The sequence below is a fragment of the Xanthomonas arboricola pv. juglandis genome, from assembly GCF_905367715.1.
Taxonomy (GTDB): domain Bacteria; phylum Pseudomonadota; class Gammaproteobacteria; order Xanthomonadales; family Xanthomonadaceae; genus Xanthomonas; species Xanthomonas arboricola.
On the sequence record NZ_HG999362.1, the window covers coordinates 2,571,931 to 2,594,339 of the forward strand.

General features: G+C 66.0%; 22 protein-coding genes and 1 pseudogene. 2 read left to right on the forward strand and 21 right to left on the reverse strand.

Annotated elements, in window-relative coordinates; translation table 11 throughout:
- Positions 1 to 3: 3 nt before the first annotated feature.
- From pgsA to KHN93_RS11240, 10 genes and pseudogenes are all read right to left on the reverse strand, one after another.
- A complete protein-coding gene (gene pgsA / locus KHN93_RS11195; protein WP_016902574.1) occupies positions 4 to 636 on the reverse strand; it encodes a CDP-diacylglycerol--glycerol-3-phosphate 3-phosphatidyltransferase in 633 nt (210 codons plus the stop codon).
- Entirely contained in the window at positions 636 to 2,492 is a 1,857-nt protein-coding gene (uvrC, locus tag KHN93_RS11200; protein WP_047125315.1) for an excinuclease ABC subunit UvrC, read from the reverse strand. The genes pgsA and uvrC overlap by 1 nt, the downstream gene beginning before the upstream one ends.
- The gene (locus KHN93_RS11205; RefSeq protein ID WP_211913910.1) at positions 2,489 to 3,907 is read right to left on the reverse strand and encodes a hypothetical protein; all 1,419 of its coding nucleotides are present in this window, start codon (positions 3,905 to 3,907) and stop codon (positions 2,489 to 2,491) included. Before KHN93_RS11205 ends, uvrC begins: the two co-directional genes overlap by 4 nt.
- A 23-nt stretch (positions 3,908 to 3,930) precedes the next feature.
- Positions 3,931 to 4,395, reverse strand: a complete 465-nt coding sequence (locus KHN93_RS11210) for a low molecular weight protein-tyrosine-phosphatase (RefSeq protein WP_024938676.1) — start codon at positions 4,393 to 4,395, stop codon at positions 3,931 to 3,933.
- Positions 4,392 to 5,171: a 3-deoxy-manno-octulosonate cytidylyltransferase gene (gene kdsB, locus KHN93_RS11215; RefSeq protein ID WP_211920111.1), complete on the reverse strand. Its 780-nt coding sequence runs from the start codon at positions 5,169 to 5,171 to the stop codon at positions 4,392 to 4,394. Before kdsB ends, KHN93_RS11210 begins: the two co-directional genes overlap by 4 nt.
- A 319-nt stretch (positions 5,172 to 5,490) precedes the next feature.
- Positions 5,491 to 6,528, reverse strand: a complete 1,038-nt coding sequence (lpxK, locus tag KHN93_RS11220) for a tetraacyldisaccharide 4'-kinase (protein ID WP_102581629.1) — start codon at positions 6,526 to 6,528, stop codon at positions 5,491 to 5,493.
- The gene (msbA, locus tag KHN93_RS11225; protein WP_211920112.1) at positions 6,525 to 8,294 is read right to left on the reverse strand and encodes a lipid A export permease/ATP-binding protein MsbA; all 1,770 of its coding nucleotides are present in this window, start codon (positions 8,292 to 8,294) and stop codon (positions 6,525 to 6,527) included. The genes lpxK and msbA overlap by 4 nt, the downstream gene beginning before the upstream one ends.
- Positions 8,291 to 8,755 (reverse strand): ExbD/TolR family protein, encoded by a 465-nt coding sequence (locus KHN93_RS11230; RefSeq protein WP_211920113.1) that lies wholly within the window; start codon positions 8,753 to 8,755, stop codon positions 8,291 to 8,293. The genes msbA and KHN93_RS11230 overlap by 4 nt, the downstream gene beginning before the upstream one ends.
- Positions 8,756 to 8,758: 3 nt before the next feature.
- Positions 8,759 to 9,421, reverse strand: coding sequence for a MotA/TolQ/ExbB proton channel family protein (locus KHN93_RS11235; protein WP_039514427.1), 663 nt, complete (start codon positions 9,419 to 9,421; stop codon positions 8,759 to 8,761).
- A pseudogene (locus KHN93_RS11240) lies at positions 9,315 to 11,861 on the reverse strand (DNA internalization-related competence protein ComEC/Rec2); the annotation flags it as partial. The pseudogene KHN93_RS11240 and the gene KHN93_RS11235, both read right to left, overlap by 107 nt.
- A 256-nt stretch (positions 11,862 to 12,117) precedes the next feature.
- Here KHN93_RS11240 and KHN93_RS11245 point away from each other — a divergent pair.
- Positions 12,118 to 13,182: an SDR family oxidoreductase gene (locus KHN93_RS11245; RefSeq protein WP_211920115.1), complete on the forward strand. Its 1,065-nt coding sequence runs from the start codon at positions 12,118 to 12,120 to the stop codon at positions 13,180 to 13,182.
- A gap of 242 nt (positions 13,183 to 13,424) precedes the next feature.
- On the opposite strand, the gene lolD is transcribed toward KHN93_RS11245, so the two are convergent.
- From lolD to KHN93_RS11295, 10 genes are all read right to left on the reverse strand, one after another.
- Positions 13,425 to 14,129, reverse strand: a complete 705-nt coding sequence (gene lolD / locus KHN93_RS11250) for a lipoprotein-releasing ABC transporter ATP-binding protein LolD (protein ID WP_485129926.1) — start codon at positions 14,127 to 14,129, stop codon at positions 13,425 to 13,427.
- A gap of 22 nt (positions 14,130 to 14,151) precedes the next feature.
- Positions 14,152 to 15,393, reverse strand: coding sequence for a lipoprotein-releasing ABC transporter permease subunit (locus tag KHN93_RS11255; RefSeq protein WP_039514422.1), 1,242 nt, complete (start codon positions 15,391 to 15,393; stop codon positions 14,152 to 14,154).
- A gap of 23 nt (positions 15,394 to 15,416) precedes the next feature.
- A complete protein-coding gene (locus tag KHN93_RS11260; RefSeq protein WP_211920117.1) occupies positions 15,417 to 15,869 on the reverse strand; it encodes a YgfX family protein in 453 nt (150 codons plus the stop codon).
- Positions 15,820 to 16,068 (reverse strand): FAD assembly factor SdhE, encoded by a 249-nt coding sequence (locus KHN93_RS11265; protein WP_016902588.1) that lies wholly within the window; start codon positions 16,066 to 16,068, stop codon positions 15,820 to 15,822. Before KHN93_RS11265 ends, KHN93_RS11260 begins: the two co-directional genes overlap by 50 nt.
- 112 nt (positions 16,069 to 16,180) lie before the next feature.
- Positions 16,181 to 16,963, reverse strand: coding sequence for a succinate dehydrogenase iron-sulfur subunit (locus KHN93_RS11270; protein ID WP_039521725.1), 783 nt, complete (start codon positions 16,961 to 16,963; stop codon positions 16,181 to 16,183).
- Positions 16,964 to 16,979: 16 nt separating this feature from the next.
- A complete protein-coding gene (locus KHN93_RS11275; protein WP_211920119.1) occupies positions 16,980 to 17,189 on the reverse strand; it encodes a hypothetical protein in 210 nt (69 codons plus the stop codon).
- 3 nt (positions 17,190 to 17,192) lie between these two features.
- Positions 17,193 to 18,983, reverse strand: coding sequence for a succinate dehydrogenase flavoprotein subunit (sdhA, locus tag KHN93_RS11280; RefSeq protein ID WP_016902591.1), 1,791 nt, complete (start codon positions 18,981 to 18,983; stop codon positions 17,193 to 17,195).
- Between the two features lie 33 nt (positions 18,984 to 19,016).
- Positions 19,017 to 19,403: a succinate dehydrogenase, hydrophobic membrane anchor protein gene (sdhD, locus tag KHN93_RS11285; RefSeq protein WP_016902592.1), complete on the reverse strand. Its 387-nt coding sequence runs from the start codon at positions 19,401 to 19,403 to the stop codon at positions 19,017 to 19,019.
- Positions 19,400 to 19,795: a succinate dehydrogenase, cytochrome b556 subunit gene (sdhC, locus tag KHN93_RS11290; protein ID WP_026064344.1), complete on the reverse strand. Its 396-nt coding sequence runs from the start codon at positions 19,793 to 19,795 to the stop codon at positions 19,400 to 19,402. The genes sdhD and sdhC overlap by 4 nt, the downstream gene beginning before the upstream one ends.
- 56 nt (positions 19,796 to 19,851) lie before the next feature.
- Positions 19,852 to 20,160 (reverse strand): DUF1674 domain-containing protein, encoded by a 309-nt coding sequence (locus KHN93_RS11295; protein WP_228960434.1) that lies wholly within the window; start codon positions 20,158 to 20,160, stop codon positions 19,852 to 19,854.
- Between KHN93_RS11295 and ygfZ the strand changes: the two genes are divergently transcribed.
- Positions 20,062 to 20,952, forward strand: coding sequence for a CAF17-like 4Fe-4S cluster assembly/insertion protein YgfZ (ygfZ, locus tag KHN93_RS11300; RefSeq protein WP_211920121.1), 891 nt, complete (start codon positions 20,062 to 20,064; stop codon positions 20,950 to 20,952). The two genes, KHN93_RS11295 and ygfZ, sit on opposite strands and share 99 nt — an antisense overlap.
- Here the strand turns inward: ygfZ and KHN93_RS11305 are convergent.
- Positions 20,949 to 22,037, reverse strand: coding sequence for an ABC transporter ATP-binding protein (locus KHN93_RS11305; protein ID WP_016902595.1), 1,089 nt, complete (start codon positions 22,035 to 22,037; stop codon positions 20,949 to 20,951). The two genes, ygfZ and KHN93_RS11305, sit on opposite strands and share 4 nt — an antisense overlap.
- Positions 22,038 to 22,409: the final 372 nt, after the last annotated feature.

The following is a 22,409-nucleotide window of genomic DNA, read 5'->3' on the forward strand; positions in this document are numbered from 1 at the left end:
CTGTCAACTATTGCTTTCGACTTTTTTCGGTTTGCTGGTGATCGCGGCTTTTTCATCGGCGCGCAGGCTCGGCCAGGCGGCCTGCAGATACTGGAATCCGGACCACAGCGTCAGCAATGCGGCGATCGCCAGCGTCCAGTAACCGGCGCGGAAAATCAGGTTGCCGAACCAGATTTCATGCGTGGGCATCTGCCCAGGCGTCACCGAATACAGCAGACACAGCAGCGCGACCATCTGTGCGGTGGTCTTGACCTTGCCGATCACCGCCACCCGCACCTTGGCACGCTGGCCGATTTCGGCCATCCATTCCCGCAATGCGGATACCGCGATTTCACGGCCGACGATGACCGCCGCCCAGAACGCCATCCACGGCGTGGGGTGTCCCTGCACGATCAGGAACAATGCCACTGCGACCATCAGCTTGTCGGCCACCGGGTCCAGGAACGCGCCGAAGGCCGAATACTGGTGATAACGCCGCGCGACCCAGCCATCCAGCCAGTCGGTAATGGCAGCCAGCGCGAACACGCCGGCGGAGGCGAAATTGGTCCAGGTGTACGGCAGGTAGAACACCACGACCAACACCGGGATCATCACGATCCTCAGCAGTGTCAGCCACGTGGGGATGGTCAACTTCATTACGGACTCGACTCGCCTGCCGCATCGGGAAGCGCCAGCCCGTGCAGGTTAGCGTAGATTCGCGCGGCAAGTGCGGCATTGACGCCCTCCACCCGCGCAATCTCGGCCTCGCCGGCGGCCTTGAGCCCGACCAGGCCACCGAAATGCTTGAGCAGGCTCGCGCGTCGGCGCGGACCGATGCCGGGGATATCCTCGAGCTTGCTGGTCATGCGCGCCTTCTGGCGGCGACCGCGGTGACCGGTGATCGCAAAGCGGTGCGCTTCGTCGCGCACCTGCTGGATGAACTGCAGTGCCGGCGATGCCGCACCCGGCCGCAGTTCGCGGCCGTCGGCCATGATCAGCGCCTCGTGCCCTGCCCTGCGCTCCTCACCCTTGGCCACGCCGACCAGCAGCACATTCTCGATGCCCAGATCGGCCAGCGCGCCCTTCGCCTGTGCGAGCTGACCGGCGCCACCGTCGATCAGCAGCACATCCGGCAGCACGCCGTTTTCTTCCACCGCGCGTCGAAAACGCCGTTCGATGGCCTGACGCATCGCGGCGTAGTCGTCGCCCGGCGTGATCCCGGAAATATTGAAGCGCCGGTATTGGCCGCGCACCGGACCGCTGGCATCGAACACCACGCACGAGGCCACCGTCGCCTCGCCCATGGTGTGGCTGATGTCAAAGCACTCCACCCGCTTGACCTGCTCGGCCAGCCCCAGCATCTCGCGCAATGCCTCGCTGCGTGCGTGCTGCGCGCTCTGGCTGGTGAGTTCGGTGACCAGGGTCAGCTGTGCGTTGCGTGTCGCCAGCAACAGATAGCCGGCACGCTCGCCGCGCACGTTCCACTTCAACGTCACCTTGTATTCGGCGGCGGTGCTGAGTGCAGCTTCGATCAGCTCGGCATCGGGAATTTCGCGATCGAGCAGGATCTCGCGTGGCGGCGAATGTTCGGCGTAGTACTGCGACACGAACGCAGCCAGGATTTCGTCCGCGCTGTCTTCGCCATTGGTCTTGGGGAAGAACGAACGCGTGCCCAGGTTTCGGCCGTCGCGAAAACTCAGCAGCAGTACGCAGGCCTGGCTGGCTTGCGTGGCGCAGGCCAGCACGTCCAGATCCGCCGCGCGGCCGTCCACGTACTGGCGGTTCTGCATGCTGCGCAACGAGGACAGCAGATCGCGCAGGCGTGCGGCGCGCTCGAACTCCAGCGCCTCGCTGGCCTGCTGCATCGACTGCATGATCTCTTCGCCGAGCTGGTCGCTCTTGCCTTCCAGAAACATGGTGGCGCGGCGTACCGATTCGGCGTAATCGGGCGCGGCAACCAGCTCGACGCAGGGCGCGCTGCAGCGGCCGATCTGGTATTGCAGGCACGGCCGCGAGCGATTGCGGAACACGCTGTCTTCGCAACTGCGCAGCTTGAACAGCTTGTGCATCAGGCTCAGCGTTTCGCGCACGCCGGTAACGCCGGTGTACGGGCCAAAGTAGCGCCCCTGCACGGCACGCGGGCCACGATGTAAGGCGATGCGCGGCCACTGCTCACGGGTCAGCAGCACGTAGGGATAACTCTTGTCGTCGCGCAGCGACACGTTGTAGCGCGGCGACAGCGACTTGATCAGCTGATTTTCCAGCAGCAGCGCTTCGGCCTCGCTGCGGGTCACGGTGACGTCCATCCGCGCGACCTGTGACAGCATCGAGGTCAGCCGCGCATTCTTCGGCGTGCCGTTGAAATAGCTGCCCACGCGCTTGCGCAATGCACCGGCCTTGCCGACATACAGCAAGGTGTCGTCGCCCGCGTACATGCGGTAGACGCCGGGCGCAGTGCTCAGTTGCGCAGCAAACGCCTTTCCATCGAAATCGGATTGGGGCCTTGCGTTCATTCTTCTATCGAAACATCGCGCAGTTCGCCGCTCGCCAGGTCGTAACGCAACACGGCATGGGCATCGGTCTCGGCAATCCACACCGCGCCGGCGGCGACCGCCAGCCCGGCCGGGCCATGCAGGCGGCGTGGCAGCGCGACCGTGGTCAGTTCGCCGCCACCCAGACGCAGGCAGCGCAGGCGGCCGTTGCCGGTGTCGGCGATCCACAGCATCGGCGAATCGGCCGCCAGCGCGATGGCTTGCGGAAACTGCAGCCGCGCAGTGCCGCGCGGGCCGTCCTCGTCGCCGAACTGCCAGGTGCCCTGCCCGCCGACCAGGGTCTGCACCAGATCGCCACGCAATTGCATGGTGCGGATCGACGAGCCCAGGCCATCGCAGATGTAGGCCACCTGCTGCACCGCGGCCAGGCCGGCCGGCTGTGCAAATGCGGCCAAGTGCCCGCTGCCATCGCGAATCTCGAGCGCACCGGTACCGGCGCGTGCGCTCAATGCGGCGCGGCCCAGGTCATAGCTCCAGATGCGGTTGTCGCCCGCCATGGCGATCAACACCTGATTGTCGGCCACGGCCAGACCTTGCGGATAGTTCAGCGCCGAGGCACCTGCGAACGCCAGCGGCCCCTCAACCGGCTCGCCGGAGCGCCCGGTGCCGCACAAGGTGTCGACCTGCCCACTGCGCAGGTTGATGCGACGCAGGGCGTGATTGCCGGTGTCGGCGACATACAGCTGGTCGCGCTCCAGCGCCAGGCCTTGCGGACGCCGGAACGCCGCCTCACCGATGCCACCATCGATGAAGTCCGCATTACCGTGGCCGAACTGGCGCAGCACGCGGCCGCCATGGGTGCATTCGAGCACGCGGTGATGGCCGGTGTCGGCGATGTACAGGCGGTCCTCGGTGGCGGCCAGGCCGGTTGGAAACCGCAGCTCCAGGCGCGGCTCGGGATCGCGCTCGGCCATCCCATGCAGGTCGGCGTCCGATGGCGGCTGCTGGCCTTCGCACAGGGCGACCAGCGCCTTGTCGAGATCGCCGGTCACGCCGACCAGGCGCTGACGCTCGCGGCCGTAGGCATCGAGCAGCACCAGCGTCGGCCAGGAGTCGATGCCGAAACGGCGCCAGGTCTCCCAGTCCCTGTCGAGCAAGATGGGCGCACTGACGCCATGGCCGCGCAGCTGCTTGAGCGCACGTTGCGGCTCGCGTTCGCTGTCGAAGCGCGGCACCTGCACCACGATCACCTGCAGCCGGCCGGGGCTGCGCGCCTGGAACTGCGCCAGCTCGGCCAGGCGCTCGGCGCACCACACCGAGCTGGCATTGACGAATGCCAGCACCAGCGCCCGCCCGCGATGCTCCTGCAGGGTGGATGGCCTGGCATTAAGCCAGGTAGGAAATTCCGGCAATTCCTGGGTAAGCTGGGCAGTCATACCGTAATTATGCCCAAGCCCGATTAGCTGCGGGTGAGTCTGGCCACGGTCTGGCGCGCAGCGGTATCGACCAGCTGCCAGGCACGCTCGAAATCGTCCATGTCACCGGTGTAGGGGTCGGGGATATCGTCACGCTCTTCCACACCGGCCCAGGGCAGCCAGAGCGCGACCTTGTCGCGCAGCGGCGCCGGGGCGAGGCGTTGCAGATCGCGCAGATTGCTGCCATCGGCGCACAGCAACCAGTCGAAGTGTTCGAAGTCGGCGCCGCGCACCTGGCGCGCGCGCAACCCGGAGATGTCCACGCCATGGCCGCGTGCGCAGCGAATCGCGCGTGGGTCCGGCGGATCGCCGGCATGCCAGTCGCCGGTGCCGGCGGAATCGACCTCGATCCGCCGCGACAACCGCGCCTCGTCCAGCCGCGCACGCAGGGCGCCCTCGCCCATTGGCGAGCGGCAGATATTGCCCAGACACACGATCAGCACCCTCATGCCGCTGCCATGCGGGTTTGCGCGCGCGCCAGATCGTCCGGCGTATCGATGCCCGGCGGAAACTGTTCGGGCGTCAACGCCACCGCGATGCGGTAGCCGGCCTCCATCACGCGCAATTGTTCCAGCGACTCGATGCGCTCCAGCATCCCGGGCGGCATTGCCGCAAAGCGCTGCAGAAATCCTGCGCGGTAGGCGTAGATCCCGATGTGGCGCAGCCATTGCCCGTCACTGGGCAAGCTGTCGCGCTGACTGGCGAAGCTGTCGCGATGCCAGGGAATCGGCGCGCGGCTGAAGTACAAGGCGTCGCCAGCTGCGTTACGCACCAGCTTGACCACGTTCGGATCGAACAGCTCGTGCGCGCTGTCGACCTGTGCGGCCAGCGTGGCCATTTCGGCGCCGGAGTGCAGCAGCAGCTCGGCCACCGCACGGATGCCGGCGGCAGGCGCGAACGGCTCGTCGCCCTGCAGGTTCACCACGCAGGTATCGGCTTCCCAGCCGGCAATCCGCGCGCATTCGGCAAGCCGGTCGGTGCCCGATACATGTTCGTTACCGGTCATTGCCACATGCACGCCGGAAAGGCCTTCGATCACCTCGGCAATGCGTGCATCGTCGGTGGCCACCCAGACCTCACGCGCACCGGCCAGCAGCGCCCGCTCAGCCACATGCTGGATCATCGGGCGATCGCCGATCAACTGCAGCGGCTTGCCCGGCAAGCGCGTGGAAGCGTAGCGTGCGGGAATGGCGACGACGAAATCTGCAGAGGTTGTGGTGGTCATGCGTGCGCGCTCTGGAAAGCAGGAAGAATTGAAGAAACGAGATAACCGAATCGCATGATGTCGCGGTGTGATTGAGCGAAGTCGCGGTGTTCAGTTGAGCAGCGATGCCTTACACCATCACTAGCACGCCGCTGCATGCACTGCTCGCACGGGCACACCGACCATCTTGATTGGTCCTTGCTCAGCCACCGTCGCGGGACCTTACGCGGCATGGGTGCCGCATAAGAGCCTACATGGATGTACTTGCGGCGTGTCCCGCGACGGTGCGTGGGCAAGGACCCTGCAACCAAGCCGCAGATCACCACTCCCGGCGCAGCGTTCACACCCCTTGCCGGCTCGCCAACTTGTCCAGGCGATCAAGCAGACTCACCCAGAACGCCGCCGGCAGCTCCGCCTTGAGCGGTACGCTATACAGCCACTCGTCGGCAAATGGCCTGCACTTCACTGCATCCTTTTCGGTCATCAGCACCGGCAGGCGGCTGCCGAAGCTGAAATCGGCGGCGCGATAGACGTGGTGATCGGGGAAGGCATGCGGCACCACGCCAATGCCGCGCGCGCGCAGCATCGCGAAGAAACGTTCCGGGTGCGCGATCCCGGCTACCGCATGCACGCGCTGGCCGGCAAGCCTGCTCAATGGCTGAGCGCGCTTGCCATCCATCGGCTGCACGCTGTCGATGCTCAGACGCATCTGCCATTCGCCAAATCCGGTGTCATCGGGCGCGGGTGCGGTCGCTGCTGCGCTGGCCTGGCCCAGATTGACCACCCGGAAATCGCAGTCGCGTGCGCGTGCAGCCGGCTCGCGCAGTGGCCCGGCCGGCAGCAGGCGCCCGTTGCCGTAGCGGCGCTGGCCATCGACCACTTCGATCTCCACATCGCGGGCCAGCCGGTAATGCTGCAGCCCGTCGTCGCAGACGACGATGTCGCAGCCCGCTTCGACCAAAGCGCGCGCCGCAGCCAGGCGATCGCTGTCCACGCGTACGCGGGCGCCGGTCTTCCAGGCAATCAGGACCGGCTCGTCGCCGCCGAGCGCGACTGGCGTGTCCGCCTCGACCCAGCGTGCCGTGCCTGATTCGTCACGGCCATACCCGCGACTGGCCACGCCAGGCGTCCAGCCGGCCTCCTGCAACTTGGCGACCAGGGCAATCGTCAACGGCGTCTTGCCGGTGCCGCCGGCAGTGACGTTGCCCACCACGATCACCGGCACCGGCACGCCGTGGCGCTTGCGCCAGCCGCGGCGATACAGGGCGCGTCGCAGCGCGATGGCAGCACCGTAAACCGGCGCCAGCAGGCGCGCCGACAGCGGGATCGGCGCATTGTCGTACCAGTAACCCGGCGTGCGGGTGCCGCGCTTGCTCATGCCTGACGTTCGCGGAACTGCATGCCGTGCAGGTGCGAGTACAAGCCGCCCTGCTCCAGCAATTGGTGATGGGTGCCGCGCTCGACGATACGGCCCTGGTCCATCACCAGCACCTGGTCGGCATGCTCGATGGTGGACAAGCGGTGCGCGATCACCAGCGTAGTGCGGTCCGGCATCAGCTTGTGCAAGGCGTCCTGCACCAGACGTTCGGATTCGTTGTCCAGCGCCGCGGTGGCTTCGTCCAGGATCAGGATCGGCGCGTCCTTGAGCATTGCGCGCGCGATCGCCAGACGCTGGCGCTGGCCGCCGGACAGGCGCCCGCCCTTGGTGCCCACATGCGACTGCAGGCCTTCGGGCAGCTGCGCGACGAACTCCATCGCGTTGGCGCCCAGGATGGCGCGTTCCAGCTGGCCGGCGTCGGCACTGCGCATTTCGCCATAGGCGACGTTGTCGGCGATGCTGCCGTCGAACAGCATGACCTGCTGGCCGACCAGCGCGATCTGCCGTCGCAGATCGGCCAGCGCATACGCCTGCACCGGGTGCCCGTCGAGCAGGATCTGCCCGCACTCTGCTTCGTAGAAGCGCGGGATCAACTTGATCAGGCTGGACTTGCCGCTGCCGGAACGCCCGACGATCGCCGTCACCGTGCCCGGTTGCGCCACGAAACTGACCTCGGCCAAGGCCGGGTTCACCTGGCCCGGATAGCGTGCAGTGACATTGCGGAATTCGATCAGGCCCTTGGCGCGCGTCAGCGGCACCGCGCCCTGGTCCGGCTCGTCGGGACTGTCGAGCACCGAGAACAGGCGCTCGGCCGAGGCCAGGCCGCGCTGCACCATGTTCTGCACATTGGTGAGCTGCTTGAGGCCCGGAATGATCGTCAGCATCGAGGTCATCAGCACCACGAAGTCGCCGGCGGTCAGCCGCCCGGCCAGTGCCTGGGCCCCGGCGACGAACAGCAGCGCCGACAGACCGATCGCGCCGATCATCTGCACCGTGGCGGTGGAAATGCCGCGCGTGGATTCGACCTTCATCGCCAGACGCAGATTGCGGTCGGCCAGCGCGCCATAGCGCTCCATTTCGGTCTGCTGGGCACCGTAGATCTTGACCTCCTGATGGCTGGACAAAGTCTGGTCGGCCGCTTGCAGCAGATGCGCGCCGCTTTCCTGAATGCTGTGGCTGATGCGCCGATAGCGCCGCGCCACCTTGTCCATCACCCAGGCCAGCACCGGTGCCAGCACCAGGATGGTCAGCGTGACCTGCCAGCTATGCCACAGCATCAACGCCAGCGCGCCGATCACCTGCAGCGATTGCTGGATCATCACCTTGACCGCATCCACCGCCGCCTGCGCCACCTGGTCCGAGTCCGAACCCAGCCGGATCAGCATCGACGGTACCGGTTCGGAGTCGAAGCGCGATCCCGGCAGGCGCAGATATTTGGACATCACCTTGACGCGCAGGTCGCGCGCGATGCTGCGTGCGGATTTGCCCATCGCCATATCGGTGATGTAGCCGGCAACCCCGCGCACCACGAACAACAGGATGATCTGCACCGGCAGCCAGCGACTGACTTCGGCATTCTTGTAGATGAAGGTCTCGTCGGTGATCGGCTTCATCAACGCCAGGAAGCCGGTCGTGCCCGCCGCCTCGATCAGCGCGGCAATCAGCGCGGCGACCAGCAACAGGCGATACGGCTTGGCGAAGGCCAGCAGGCGACGGTACGTGCGCCAGGACGAAACTGGCGCCGGGCGGTCGTTGGAGGTGGTCACTGGCGGGTTCCGTTAGTGCGTGTCTGGCCGGTCGTGGGTGTCGCCCCGGCTTGAGGCGCTGTGGCGATCGCGATGCGGCGGAAGCCGAGTTGCCCCAATGCATCCTGCGCGATCACCACCGCTTGATACGGCGTGCGTGCATCGGCGCGCAGCAACACCGTCTGCTCGCGGTCGTCGCCGGCGAGCTGGGCGATGGTCTGCTTGAGCGAGTCCACGTCCGAACGCAGCACTTCCTGATCGTTGATGAAATAACGCCCATCTGCATTGACCAGCACGCTCAGCGAACGTGGCGGTGTGCTGCTGTGTTGGTCGCTGGCGGTCGGCAGCTGCAATTGCAGCGTGGAGCGTGCGTCGAAAGTCGTGGTCACCACGAAAAAGATGATGAGGACAAGGATGACGTCAATCAATGGCACCAGATCGATATGCGGCTCGTCCTGGCCTCGGTCACTGCCGATGCGCATCCGTCAGCCCTTTGCCATGACGGGTTTGCCAGCTGCCGCGACCGGCGCCGTGGCGGCTGGCACCACGCGGCCGTCCATCGTGTCCAGCAACAAGGTGGCTTCCTGCTCCATCTCGATGATGTAACCGGCGATGCGGCCCTTGAAGAAGCGATGCGCCATCAATGCCGGTACCGCGATGATCATGCCGGTGGCCGTGCACACCAGCGCCTTGCCGATGCCGCCGGCCAGCTGGTTCACATCGCCCACGCCGTGATCGAGGATGCCCAGGAACATCTGGATCATGCCGACCACCGTGCCCAGCAGTCCCAGCAGCGGCCCGGCCGAGGCGATCGTGCCCAAGGCATTCAGATAGCGCTCCATGCGGTGCACCACATGCCGGCCGGTGTCCTCGATGCGCTCGCGAATCAACTCACGCGGACGACCACGCACGTCCAGCGCCGCAGCCAGCAAGGCGCCCAGCGGCGAATTGCGCCGCAGCGACTCAATGTGGCTGGGATCCAGTTTGCCGCGCGCGGCCCAGTTGCGGACCTCCTCGCCCAGACCTGGCGGGGTCACCTCGTTGCGGCGCAGGCTCCACAGACGCTCCAGCACGATCGCCAGCGCGATCACGCCCAGCAACAGCAACGGCACCATCGGCCAACCGCCTGCCTTGACCAGCTCCAACACGATTCGATTCCTCCGGCAACGCGGCCGCCTATTCGCTGGTCGATAGGATAGCAGCCGACCGCCGCCGTTCCGCAGCATCCCAGAGCCGTGGCTGCCAGCGCCGGCGCTCGCGTACCTGCAGGCCGTCGGCGCCCAGCCAGACCCGGATTGCCCCGGCCTGGGCCGTGTCGAGCAACTCGGCGCCACTGCCCTGCCAGCGCTGCACCACCTCGGCACGCGGGTGACCGAAGCGATTGCCGTGCCCGGAGGACACCAGCGCCAGCCGCGCGCCGGTGGCGGCGATGAAATCGGCATGCGAGCCGTCGGCGCTGCCATGGTGCGGGACCACCACCAGATCGGCACGCAACTCCGGAGCATGTTCCCGCAGCAGGCTGCGCTCGACGAGCTCACCGATATCGCCCGGCAACAATGCGCTGCCATACCGTGTTTCGATACGCAGCACGCAACTGGACTGATTGCGCAGATACGGGAAGCCGGCGCTGGGGTGCAGGAAGCCAAAGCGCACCCCATCCCATGCCCATTGCTGGCCGGCACGGCAGCGGGTGCTGACGTCCAGTGGCGCCTGTGGCGGTGCCGCCGTCATCGCCACGGGCAATCCCGCACGCACCGCTGCATAGCCGCCGGCATGGTCGGCGTCGGCATGGCTGAGCACGATGGCATCCAGGCGTCGCACCCCGAGCGCGCGCAAGGCCGGCAGCACCACCCGCTCGCCGGCATCGAAGCCATCGCGTACCGCCGGGCCGGTGTCGAACAGCAACGCATGCCGCTGCGTGCGTACCAGCACCGCCAGGCCCTGCCCCACGTCCAGCACCTGCACGTCGGCCTCGCCGGCCGCGGGCAGCTCGCGGTCCGGCCACAGCAGCGGCAACCACAACAGCAGCGCCATGGATTTGCCGGGCGTGCCGCGCGGCAACAGCAACCAGAACGCGCCGAGCAAGGCTGCGACCAACGCAAGCGCATCGGACTCGGGCACCCACCACAGCGCCACCGAGGTCTGCCCAAGCCAGACCAGGCCTGGCCAGGTCAGCTCGAAGCACCAACCGGCCAATCGCCATGCCCACACGCCCGCTCCCGGCAGCACTGCTTCCAGCCCGGTGCCCAGCAAGGCGAGTGGCACCACCACAAAAGTCCACCAGGGAATGGCGACCAGATTGGCCAATGGCCCCACCAGCGATGCCTGCCCGAACAGGCTGACGGTCAACGGCAGCAGGCCGACAGTGGCGACGGTCTGGGCGGACAGGAAGCCGCGCACAACTGCGCGATCGTCAGCTGGCAGGCACCACACCAGCCAGGCCACCCCGGCAAAGCTGAGCCAGAAGCCCGCCACCAGCACGCTCAGCGGGTCCCACAGCAGTACTGCCAACAAGGCCAGCGCGAGGATCTGCACGGTGCTGGCACGCCGCCGCAGCACCCGCGCCAACGCGACCACGGCAATCATCAACACGGTGCGCACCGTGGGCAGCGCCAGGCCCGCCAGCACTGCATACCCTGCGGCACCGAGCAAGGCGGCGACCGCCGCCGCGTGGCTACGCGGAATCCGCGTTCCAAGCACCGGCCAGGCTCGCCAGAGTCCGGCGACCAGTAGGGCGACGAATGCAGCGACCAGCCCTACATGAAATCCCGAGATCGCAATCAGATGGCTGAGCCCGGTCGCACGCAGCGTGGCCCAGGCTGCGTCGTCCAGCCCGCGCGTGTCGCCCAGGGCGAGCGCGCGCAGGTAAGGCGCCGATGATCCGGGCACGCGGTCGGCAATGCGCTGCGACATCGCTTCGCGCCAGGCATCCACGCCGCGCGGTGCAGCGGTCTGCCGCGCCGCAATCGGCACCCGCACATAGCCGCTGGCGGCAATGCGCTGCGCCAGTGCCTGCCGCTCGGCATCGAAGCCACCAGGGTTGCGCAAGCCGCGCGGCGCACGCAGCTTGAGCCGCAGCTGCCAGGCGGCGCCCGCGCGCAGCGCGGCACGCGGCCCCATGCGCTCGGCACCGAAGTCGTCATACCAGGCCAACTGCAGCAGCTTGCCGCGCAGCGCGGCAGGCTGTGCGGAATCGTCATCCACGCGCAGCTGAAAGCGCGTGCGTCGTGGCTCGGCGACCGGCAGTTCGACAATCTGCCCGCGCACCGTCAGTTCCCGCGCTTCATCCTGCGGGCGCAGTTGTGCCTGCAGAACGCCGGTGACCTGCCAGCCCACCAGACCGAAACCGAACACCGCGCTGGCCAGTGTCCCCGCTAACACGATCCGCCGCGGACGCAGCCATGTGCCGAGGCCGATGCCCAGCAGCCCTGCAGCAAGGCACGCGGCATAGACCGCACGCGACAGCAGCGCCGGCGACCACGCGCACACCACGATGCCCAGCAACAAGGCCGCTGCCGCGGTCATCGTCGGTATCCGCCGCGGTGTAGGCGGTGCCTGTGCTGACGCATCCATGCTGTCGGTCGCCATCCCGGCCGTGGTCCATCCACCGACTCAAGTTAGACCAGCGCCTGCGTCGGGCACAGCAGCGAGCGGCGCATTGCGCGGTAGGAATCAGGCTAACCCTGCAGTGGTATATCCAGCAGGTGGAAGGTGCTGCCACGCAGGTGCAATGCGCCGGGCAGGACAGCGTCTGCAGGCCACACAGCAACCTTATCGGACTGCATTCGCCTCGATTTCATGACTGCCGCGCTATGTTCGCCACTGTTTCTGAGGAGCTTCCCCCATGCGTAAAGGCACTGCACTGATTGTCGGCGTGACCGGCATTTCCGGTTACAACCTCGCCAATGTCCTGGTGGCCGATGGCTGGACCGTCTATGGCCTGGCACGGCGCCCGCTGCCTCAGGACGGCGTGATCTCGCTTGCGGCCGATCTGCTGGATGCCGACAGCACCAGCACCGCGCTGCGTGGCCTGCCGATCACCCACGTGTTCTTCTGCACCTGGACACGGCGCGACACCGAGCGCGAGAACGTCGAAGCCAACGGCGCGATGATGCGGCATCTGTGCGAAGCGCTGAGCGATGCGCCGCTGCAGCACATGGCGCTGGTCACCGGTACCAAGCACTACCTCGGCGCGTTCGAGAACTACGGCAGCGGCAAGGCGGAAACGCCGTTTCGCGAAAGCGAGCCGCGCCAGCCCGGCGAGAACTTCTACTACACGCTGGAAGACCTGTTGTTCGCACATGCCGAGCAGCATGGCTTCGGCTGGAGCGTGCATCGCTCGCACACCATGATCGGCATGGCCAATGGCAGCAATGCGATGAACATGGGCGTGACGCTGGCGGTGTATGCATCGCTATGCAAGCACACCGGCCAGCCGTTCGTGTTTCCCGGCTCGCAGGCGCAGTGGAACAGCCTCACCGACCTGACCGATGCCGGCCTGCTCGGCAAGCAGCTGGCCTGGGCAGGCCTGAGCCCGGCCGCACGCAATCAGGCCTTCAACACCGTCAACGGCGACGTGTTCCGCTGGCGCTGGATGTGGAGCCAGATTGCCGACTTCTTCGGGCTCGACGCTGCGCCCTGCCCCGAGACCCCGCAGCCGCTGGAGGCACGCCTGAGCGAGACCGCGCCGGCAATATGGAGCGAGATCGCCAGCCAGCATGGCCTGGTGGAGGCCGACGTCAATCGATTGGCATCCTGGTGGCACACCGATGCCGACCTGGGCCGCGAGATCGAGTGCGTCAACGACATGACCAAGAGCCGCGAACTGGGCTTTACGGATTTCTACGACAGCCGTGCATCGTTCCTGGAACTGTTCACGCGCCTGCGCGCGCTGCGCATCATTCCCTGATGCGTTGGGTCGTTGCCACGCCCGTGGCGGCGACCGTTCTTCCTGTCACGGCGCGTCCTGTCACCGCGAGCATCGACGCGATGCAGCGCGCGGGCACTGCGTGCTGAAGGCGCATGTTGTGGCCAACGCCAGTCGGTGCATCACGCGAATGCACCCGCAACCAGCCCCCAGGATCTTCAATCTGAGATCGCGGGTTCACCGCCGCCCAGCCGCCAGGAACTCCGACGGCCAGGCAACGCGTCTCACACCGCAGATGGCGCCAGTTCGCGCAGCTTGCCCTGATGCAGCTCGAGCACGCGGTCCAGGCGTCGCGCCAGACTGCGATCGTGCGTCACCAGGACCAGACTGGTGCGCTGCGCACGATTGAGTTCCAGCATCAGTTCGAACACGGTCTCGGCGGTCTTGTCGTCCAGGTTGCCGGTGGGCTCATCGCCCAGCACGCAGCCTGGCTTGTTTACCAGCGCACGCGCCACCGCCGCACGCTGACGCTCGCCGCCGGACAACTCGCTCGGCTTGTGCTCGATGCGATGTCCGAGCCCGACCGATTCCAGCAACTGCAAGGCCTGCGCCCGCGCCACCGACACCTCTTTCCCGGACAGCAGCACCGGCATCATCACGTTTTCCAGCGCGGTGAATTCCGGCAGCAGATGATGGAACTGGTACACGAAACCCAGGGCCTGATTGCGCAGCTTGCCGCGCTCGCCATCGGACAACGCTGACATGCGGCGGCCGGCCACATACACCTCGCCCGAGGTCGGAATATCCAAGCCGCCGAGCAGATGCAGCAGCGTGCTCTTGCCCGCCCCCGAGGCGCCGACAATGGCCACGGTTTCGCCGGTCGCCACTGTCAGATCCAGACCGTCGAACACCGGCGTGCGCATCTTGCCTTCGGCGTAGGTCTTGGCCAGACCCTCGGCGCGGATCACCGCCTCTGCTTGGTTTGGCATTTGCACAGCCGATTCCCTGATCTCATTCATAACGCAGCGCCTCCGCCGGCTGCGTGCGCGAGGCGCGCCATGCCGGATACAAGGTCGCCAGGAAACTCATCACCAACGCAACGACGGTGATCACCACCACGTCCTGGGTCTGCATGTCGGTCGGCAAGCCGGTGATGTAATACACGTCCTCGGGCAGCAGCTTGACGCTGAAGATCGTCTCGATCACGCCCAGGATGCGTTCCAGGTTGAGCGTCAGCACGATGCCGCCGATCACGCCCATGATCGTGCCCATGAAGCCGATCAACGAGCCCTGCACCATGAACACCTGCATCACCCCCGCAGGCGACAGGCCCAGGGTGCGCAGGATGGCGATATCGGCCTGCTTGTCGGTGACCAGCATGACCTGCGAGGACACCAGGTTGAACGCGCCCATCGCCACGATCAGCGACAGCAAGATGCCCATCACGGTCTTTTCCATCTTCAACGAGTGGTAGAGATTGGCGTTCTCCTGGGTCCAGTCGCTGACCCGGTACGGGCCATGCAACTTCACCGCCAGATCGCGCGCCACCGGCCAGGCCTGATCCATGTCGTGCAGGCGCAGCCGCACGCCGGTGACGCCGTCCATGCGCAACACACGCGCCAGGTCCTGCATGTTGACCACGGCCAGGCCGCGGTCGATCTCGTTGTAGCCCGCCTCGAAGATTCCGCTGACGGTGAAGCGCTTGAGCCGCGGCATCGCGCCCAGCGGCGTGGCCTGGGTATCGCTGAGCAGCACCACGATGCTGTCGCCCATGTCCACGCCCAGCCAGATCGCCAGCTCCTTGCCGATGACGATGTTGTAGGAGCCCGGGGTCAGGCTGTCGACCGACCCCTGCTGCATCTTCTTGGCCAGCACCGACACCTTGCCCTCTTCGGCAGGAACGATGCCGCGCACGATCGCCGGCTGCTTGCGCGGGCCCTGCAGCAGCGATTCGGTTTCGATGTACGGCGCGGCACCGGCGATGCGCGGATCGGCCATGGCGACCGCGACTGCATGCTGCCAGTCGTGCATCGGCGCGCCGTCCGCACTGACCGTGGCATGCGCGGCCATCTGCAGCAGACGGTCGCGGATTTCCTTCTGGAAACCGCTCATCACCGCCAGCGTGGTGATCAGCACGGTCACGCCCAGGGCGATGCCCAGGATCGATGCCATCGAGATAAACGAGATGAAGCCATTGCGCCGCTTGGCACGCAGGTAGCGCAAGCCGATGGCAACCGGGATAGGTTTGAACATGCGGTTCAACCAGGAAAGGGACGCTATGGTGCCACTTGCGGCCGCCGGGACGAAATGGCGTATGCCTGAGCGGCCAGACGCAGTTCACGTCGCTGCGCCGCGGGCAAGGTATCCGGCCAGAAAAGCAGGCGTTGGCGACGTGCATCCAGGCCGGTCCACGCCACCACCGCGATCGGCCCGCGCCACGCCACCTGCAGGCCCTGCACCTGCACACCGTCAACGCTGGCAGGCGTTTCGCTCCAGGGCACGATCACTTCCCGCGCTGGCGAGCGCAACAGCAGGCGCAGCGATCGCCCACCGGTCAACACTGCATGGACAGACAACAGCACCGCCAGCCATGGCGGCACCCCGCTCCGCCAGAGTGCCCACAATGCGAGCGCGCTCAGCACGCCCAGCGCGCAGGCAAGCCCGCGCGAGGGCCGCCATTCAAGCCGGCATGGCGCGAATATCGGCGATGAGTGCGGCGTTGACGGCATCGGGGCAGGCCTCGTATCCCATGAACCAGCGCCACAACTTATCGTCTTCGCAATCCAGCAGCTGTAGGAAAACCGCGCGCTCGGACTCGGAAGCCTGCGCCCAGCGTTGATCCAGATAGCGCCCGAACAATTGATCGAGCTCGCGCATGCCGCGTCGGCAACGCCAGCGCAGTTTCTTCAGCAGGGTTTCTTCATCCATCTCACTCTCCAGCTCGCCTTGCCGGCACCGAAAACGACAGCGGCACCAGACCAAGGGCCGGTGCCGCTGTGAACCATCTCCCCGCCGAAGCGGGGGCCGCATTGCCCTGCGATCAGGCGCGACGCGCCATCATCAACTTCTTGATCTCGGCAATCGCCAGCGCCGGGTTCAGGCCCTTGGGGCAGGTCCGCGCGCAGTTCATGATGGTGTGGCAGCGATACAGCTTGAACGGATCTTCCAGGTCGTCCAGGCGCGCACCGGTGTCTTCGTCGCGCGAATCGATGATCCAGCGATACGCCTGCAGCAGGATCGCCGGGCCCAGATAGCGCTCGCCATTCCACCAGTAGCTCGGGCAGCTGGTCGAGCAGCAGGCGCACAGGATGCACTCGTACAACCCATCGAGCTTGCGGCGGTCTTCCGGCGACTGCAGGCGCTCGCGGTCCGGCGGCGGCGGGGTCTGGGTGCGGATCCACGGCTTGATCGACGCGTACTGCGCGTAGAAATGCGTCAGATCCGGCACCAGATCCTTGATCACGCTCATGTGCGGCAGCGGATAGATCGGCACCTCGGCCTTGCCGCAGGCGGCAATCGCCTTGGTGCAGGCCAGCGTATTGGTGCCGTCGATGTTCATCGCACACGAGCCGCAGATGCCCTCGCGGCAGGAGCGACGGAACGCCAGCGTCGGGTCGATCTCGTTTTTGATCTTGATCAGCGCGTCCAACACCATCGGACCGCACTTGTCGAGATCGATCTCATAGCTGTCGGTACGCGGGTTGGCTTCGCCATCCGGATCCCAGCGGTAGACCTTGAAGGTGCGCTTGTTCTTGGCGCCCTGAGCAGGGTAATGCTTGCCCTTGCCGATCTTTGAATTCTTGGGGAGGGTGAACTCTGCCATAGCTGCTCTCGTTGGCTCAGGCGATGCGCGGTGCGAACGACAACCGCACCGTGCGCATGAAGGTAAAGATGACGGATGCCACCGCCGAGGCGGTGGCGCAACCGCCGGCGGCGTGCCGGCGTTGCCCCTGCGTCATGGGGCGATCCGGCTGTCGCGGTGCACGGCTGCGGTACCCGGACAGGCCGGCCAGCAGAGGCAATGCGAAAGCGGATCGATCCATGCGCATCGATCAGTAAACGCGCGGCTTCGGCGGGACCACGTCCACGTCCTTGCTCAGCGTGTACATGTGCACCGGGCGATATTCGAACTCGCACTTGCCCTTGTCGTCGACGGTGACCAGCGTGTGCTTCTGCCAGTTGACGTCGTCGCGGTCCGGGAAGTCTTCGTGCGAATGCGCGCCGCGGCTCTCATGCCGCTGCTCGGCCGAGTTGATCGTCGCCACTGCATTGAGCAGCAGGTTGTTCAACTCGTAGGTTTCGATCAGGTCAGAGTTCCACACCAGCGAGCGGTCCGAGACCTTGACGTCTTCGAAGCTGGCGAAGATCTCGGCCATCTTGTCGACGCCCTCTTTCAGCGTCTTGCTGGTACGGAACACGGCCGCGTCCGACTGCATGGTGCGCTGCATGTTGTCGCGAATCACCGAGGTCGGCGTGGAGCCGTTGGCGTAGCGAAGCTTGTCCAGCAGGCCCAGGGCCTTGTCGCAGGCATCGGACGGCAGCGTCTTGTGCGGCTGGTTGGGCTTGACCGTCTCGGCGCAGCGGTTTGCCACCGCACGGCCGAACACCACCAGATCCAGCAGCGAGTTGGAACCCAGGCGGTTGGCACCGTGCACCGACACGCAGGCAGCTTCGCCGATCGCATACAGGCCCGGCACGACCGCATCCGGGTTGTCGCCCTGCTTGCGCACGACTTCGCCGTAGAAGTTGGTCGGAATGCCGCCCATGTTGTAGTGCACGGTCGGCAACACCGGAATCGGCTGCTTGGTCACGTCCACACCGGCAAAGATGTGCGCGCTTTCGGCGATGCCGGGCAGCTTTTCGTTGATCACTTCTGGGCCGAGGTGGGTCAGGTCGAGCAGGATGTGATCCTTGTGCTCGCCCACGCCACGGCCTTCGCGGATCTCCACGGTCATCGAACGCGATACCACGTCGCGCGATGCCAGATCCTTGTAATGCGGTGCATAGCGCTCCATGAAGCGCTCGCCGTTGCTGTTGCGCAGGATGCCGCCTTCACCACGCACGCCCTCGGTGATCAGGCAGCCCGCACCGTAGATACCGGTGGGATGGAACTGCACGAACTCCATGTCCTGCACCGGCAGGCCGGCACGCATCACCAGGCCGCCGCCGTCACCGGTACAGGTGTGGGCAGAGGTCGCGCTGAAGTAGGCACGGCCATAGCCGCCGGTGGCCAGCACCACGCCGTGGGCGCGGAACAGATGCAAGCTGCCATCGGCCATGTCCAGCGCCAGCACACCACGGCAAACGCCTTCCTCGTCGAAGATCAGGTCGAGTGCAAAGTACTCGATCATGAAGCGCGCGTTGTGCGCCAGCGACTGCTGATACAGCGTGTGCAACATCGCGTGACCGGTACGGTCGGCCGCCGCGCAGGTGCGCTGTGCCGACGGGCCTTCGCCGTACTTGGTGGTCATGCCGCCGAACGGGCGCTGGTAGATCTTGCCCTCTTCGGTCCGCGAGAACGGCACGCCGTAGTGCTCGAGCTCGATAATGGCCGGAATCGCCTCGCGGCACATGTACTCGATCGCGTCCTGGTCGCCCAGCCAGTCCGAGCCCTTGATGGTGTCGTAGAAGTGGTAGCGCCAGTCGTCTTCGCCCATGTTGCCGAGCGCGGCCGAGATGCCACCCTGCGCCGCCACGGTATGCGAGCGGGTCGGGAAGACCTTGGTCAGGCAGACCGTCTGCAGGCCCTTCTGGGCCAGGCCGAACGTGGCGCGCAGGCCGGCGCCGCCGGCGCCCACCACGACCATGTCGTACTTGTGTTCTGTAATCTTGTAAGCGGACATCGAATTATGGATTCCTGTTTGGTCGCGGACGACTCAGCTGATGCCCAGCGCAATACGCGCCACGGCAAACACGCTGACGATGGCGCCCAGCACGGCGACGAAGCGCACGATGGTCTGCGCAGCAAGCGCAAGCAGCGAGTTGTGCACGTAATCTTCCAGCACCACCTGCATGCCCAGCTGCGCATGCCAGAACGAGGCGATCAGGAAGCCGACCAACAGGATCGCATTCCAGGGCTTGGCCACCGCGGCGCTGGCTGCAGCGTGATCGGCACCGATCAGGCTCAGCACGAAGATCAGGAACCAGATCGACAGCGGCACCAGGGCGGTGGCGGTCAGGCGCTGCACCACGAAGTGCTCGGTGCCGGTCTTGGCGGCGCCCAGGCCACGCACGTTCTTCAGCGGGGTACGGTAGCGGTTCATACGGCACCTCCGGCCAGCAGTACATAGGCCCAGATCGCAGCGGTGAGCACGAAGCTCAGGATCAGCGACAACCAGCCAAGACTGACGAACGAGCGCACTGCATAGCCCTGTCCGAAGTCCTGCATGATGTGGCGCAGTCCACCGAACAGGTGGAACGCGAAGCACCAAGTCCAGCCGAACAGGAAGACCTGGCCGTACCAGGCGCCTGCGTGCTCGCGGAAACAATTCCAGTGGTCGGGGCCGAGCATCAATGTCAGCAAGGCGGCGGCAATCGCCAGAGCGCCGATGGACAGTACGATGCCGGTGGCTCGATTGAGAATCGAGGTCACCATCTGTATCTGCCAGCGGTACACCTGGAGATGCGGGGAAAGAGGACGTTCGCGGATCGCCATTCGCTGGGCTCGTTTTCTCGGCTGGGCGGCACTAGACCGCTGTGGCTAAAAGCTGCTCAAAAATCGATGCAGCGTCCATTTTTTTCCCAGTCGCCGTAGCGCGTTGGCTCGGGGCCGTCGCGTCCACCAATTTCCTTCGGCAGTGGCTTCTTCTCGGGAATCGTCTCCTGAGGGGAAGGCTGCGTCTCGGAATCCTGCGCTGGGGTGGGGGTTGGATGGCCTATCATAGTGGTCTCACAACATTGCGATTTTAGTCCTCCCCTTCCATGGCTGACAACCTGAATCTTATTCCACAGGGTTTTGGCTCCCTGCACGACATGCAATACGTCCGCTTGATCGGGACGGATGCAGTGGCGTTCGCGCATGCGCAATTTGCCAACGACGTACAGGCGCTGGCGATCGGGCAGTGGCAGTGGAATGCGTGGTTGACGGCAAAGGGGCGCGTGATCGCCATCTTCGCACTCCTGCGTGAGGACGACACACACCTGCTGATGCTGTTGCCCGATGGCAATGCGGCCGAGATCGCAACGCAACTCGGCCGTTTTGTGTTCCGACGCAAGCTCAAGATCGGCGTGGCGGCGCTTTCGGCGTTTGGCGGCCTTGCCGCGCCTGCCCGCGCCCAGGGCCCGCAGGCCGATATCGGAACGCAGCGTATCGAATTGGACCTGGGCAGCCCTGCCCTGCCGCGCACGCTGATGTTGCTGGCGAACGATGAGGCATTGGCCACGCCTATCGAAGTACCGCGCATGGACGCCGAGTGGCGCCGTACGGACCTGCAACTGGGGCTGGCGCGCCTGCCCGATGCGCAACGTGAGCAGTGGACGCCGCAGCAGCTGGCGCTGGATCGCCTGCAGGCCTTCAGCGTCAAAAAGGGCTGCTATCCGGGCCAGGAGATCGTGGCGCGGACGCATTTTCTGGGCAAGGCCAAGCGTGCGCTGCAGCTGTTGCAGGGCGATGCCGTTGGCAGCGATGCGCTGGTCGAGGCGGGCCAGGCCGTGCTGCTGGGCGATGCCACCATCGGCACGCTGGTCAGCGTGGCGGGCGATCTTGCGCTGGCGGTGTTGCCGCTGGAGCTGACCCTCGAAGCCGACGCCGTGCTGCAGGCGGGCGCGCATGCCGCCCGCCCGCTTGCGTTCGTGCAGGGGCTGGCGCGTTAGGCCAGCGCCAGCCGTTCGCCGCTGGCCGGGTCGAAGAAGTGCAGCGCCTCGCTGCGCAGTGCCAGGCGCAGATGCTCCCCCACCGCCGGCAGGGCCTGCGGCGCGACGCGGATCACCAGCGGCTGGCCGCCGCGGTCGAGATTGAGGAAGATCTCGTTGCCGACCGGCTCGATCACATCGATACGCGCGTCAAAGCCCAGCGCGGCGTCGTTTGACGGCTGCAGATGCTCCGGACGCACGCCGACGATGACCTCGCGACCGAACCAGCTGCGCTCGACCCGCGCCGCACCCAGCGGCACGCGCCAGCCATCGGCCATGACCAGATGCAGGCCGTCCTGCTCATCCAGGCGCCCCTGCAGCACGTTCATCGCCGGGCTGCCGAGGAATCCGGCCACGAACAGATTGGCCGGGCGGTCGTACAGCGCCATCGGGCTGTCGATCTGCTGGATCACCCCATCCTTGAGCACCACGATGCGCTGGCCCAGCGTCATCGCCTCGACCTGATCGTGGGTGACGTAGATCATCGTGGTGCCGAGCTTGCGGTGCAGCTGCGCGATCTCGGTACGTACGCTGTGGCGCAGCTTGGCATCCAGATTGGACAGCGGCTCATCGAGCAGGAACACCGACGACTCGCGCACCATCGCCCGCCCCAGCGCCACGCGCTGACGCTGGCCGCCGGACATCGCCTTGGGCAGCTTGTCGAGCATCGGGGTCAGCCCCAGCAGCTCGGCGGCGTTGTTGACCCGCTCGGCGATGACCTGCTTGGGGTGGCCGCGCAGCTTGAGCCCGAAGGCCAGGTTCTCGGCCACGGTCATGTGCGGGTAGAGCGCATAGCTCTGGAACACCATGGCGATGTCGCGGTCCTTGGGGGCCACGTCGTTGACCACGCGCTCGCCGATCTTCAGCGTGCCGGCGCTGATGTCCTCAAGCCCGGCGATCATGCGCAACAGGGTCGATTTGCCGCAGCCGGACGGCCCGACCAGCACCATCAATTCGCCATCGGCGACCTCGAAGCTCGCACCCTGTACCGCGACCTGGCCGTTCTCGTAGACCTTGCGGACACCTTCCAACTGCACTTTCGCCATCTTCGGCCTCAACGTAAGTTGTGCGCCCTGCCCTCGGCCCTCCCGACGGCGGTGACGCCGCATGTGCCTGCAAGGAAATTTCCTGCAAACGAATGCATTGGTTTATTCTGACATGTAATCGTTTTCACATGGCAACATCGATCTCGGGAGGGACCATGCCGCCACCGACCCAAGCCGCTGTCTCAAGCGGTGCAGCCTACCTTGCGAGGCCCGCCATTCGGCCACGCATGTGCAGATCTACCGCCGCGGCGCTAACCGCTGACGGCCACTTGCTGCAACAATCGGGGATTGGGCGTGCGCGTCCATCCCCCGCTGCGCGCACGCCAGTGTCGCTCAGGAACAGACATACCGACCGCCGGCTGTCCGGCGCCT

Excerpts from the sequence above, each read along its gene's own strand:
- pgsA (WP_016902574.1), bottom strand. The coding sequence starts at position 636 with ATGAAGTTGACCATCCCCACGTGGCTGACACTGCTGAGGATCGTGATG.
- uvrC (WP_047125315.1), bottom strand. The coding sequence starts at position 2,492 with ATGAACGCAAGGCCCCAATCCGATTTCGATGGAAAGGCGTTTGCTGCG.
- KHN93_RS11205 (WP_211913910.1), bottom strand. The coding sequence starts at position 3,907 with ATGACTGCCCAGCTTACCCAGGAATTGCCGGAATTTCCTACCTGGCTT.
- KHN93_RS11210 (WP_024938676.1), bottom strand. The coding sequence starts at position 4,395 with ATGAGGGTGCTGATCGTGTGTCTGGGCAATATCTGCCGCTCGCCAATG.
- kdsB (WP_211920111.1), bottom strand. The coding sequence starts at position 5,171 with ATGACCACCACAACCTCTGCAGATTTCGTCGTCGCCATTCCCGCACGC.
- lpxK (WP_102581629.1), bottom strand. The coding sequence starts at position 6,528 with ATGAGCAAGCGCGGCACCCGCACGCCGGGTTACTGGTACGACAATGCG.
- KHN93_RS11230 (WP_211920113.1), bottom strand. The coding sequence starts at position 8,755 with ATGCGCATCGGCAGTGACCGAGGCCAGGACGAGCCGCATATCGATCTG.
- KHN93_RS11245 (WP_211920115.1), top strand. The coding sequence starts at position 12,118 with ATGCGTAAAGGCACTGCACTGATTGTCGGCGTGACCGGCATTTCCGGT.
- lolD (WP_485129926.1), bottom strand. The coding sequence starts at position 14,129 with ATGCCAAACCAAGCAGAGGCGGTGATCCGCGCCGAGGGTCTGGCCAAG.
- KHN93_RS11255 (WP_039514422.1), bottom strand. The coding sequence starts at position 15,393 with ATGTTCAAACCTATCCCGGTTGCCATCGGCTTGCGCTACCTGCGTGCC.
- KHN93_RS11260 (WP_211920117.1), bottom strand. The coding sequence starts at position 15,869 with ATGCCGTCAACGCCGCACTCATCGCCGATATTCGCGCCATGCCGGCTT.
- KHN93_RS11265 (WP_016902588.1), bottom strand. The coding sequence starts at position 16,068 with ATGGATGAAGAAACCCTGCTGAAGAAACTGCGCTGGCGTTGCCGACGC.
- KHN93_RS11270 (WP_039521725.1), bottom strand. The coding sequence starts at position 16,963 with ATGGCAGAGTTCACCCTCCCCAAGAATTCAAAGATCGGCAAGGGCAAG.
- KHN93_RS11275 (WP_211920119.1), bottom strand. The coding sequence starts at position 17,189 with ATGCGCATGGATCGATCCGCTTTCGCATTGCCTCTGCTGGCCGGCCTG.
- sdhA (WP_016902591.1), bottom strand. The coding sequence starts at position 18,983 with ATGTCCGCTTACAAGATTACAGAACACAAGTACGACATGGTCGTGGTG.
- sdhD (WP_016902592.1), bottom strand. The coding sequence starts at position 19,403 with ATGAACCGCTACCGTACCCCGCTGAAGAACGTGCGTGGCCTGGGCGCC.
- sdhC (WP_026064344.1), bottom strand. The coding sequence starts at position 19,795 with ATGGCGATCCGCGAACGTCCTCTTTCCCCGCATCTCCAGGTGTACCGC.
- ygfZ (WP_211920121.1), top strand. The coding sequence starts at position 20,062 with ATGGCTGACAACCTGAATCTTATTCCACAGGGTTTTGGCTCCCTGCAC.
- KHN93_RS11295 (WP_228960434.1), bottom strand. The coding sequence starts at position 20,160 with ATGCGCGAACGCCACTGCATCCGTCCCGATCAAGCGGACGTATTGCAT.
- KHN93_RS11305 (WP_016902595.1), bottom strand. The coding sequence starts at position 22,037 with ATGGCGAAAGTGCAGTTGGAAGGTGTCCGCAAGGTCTACGAGAACGGC.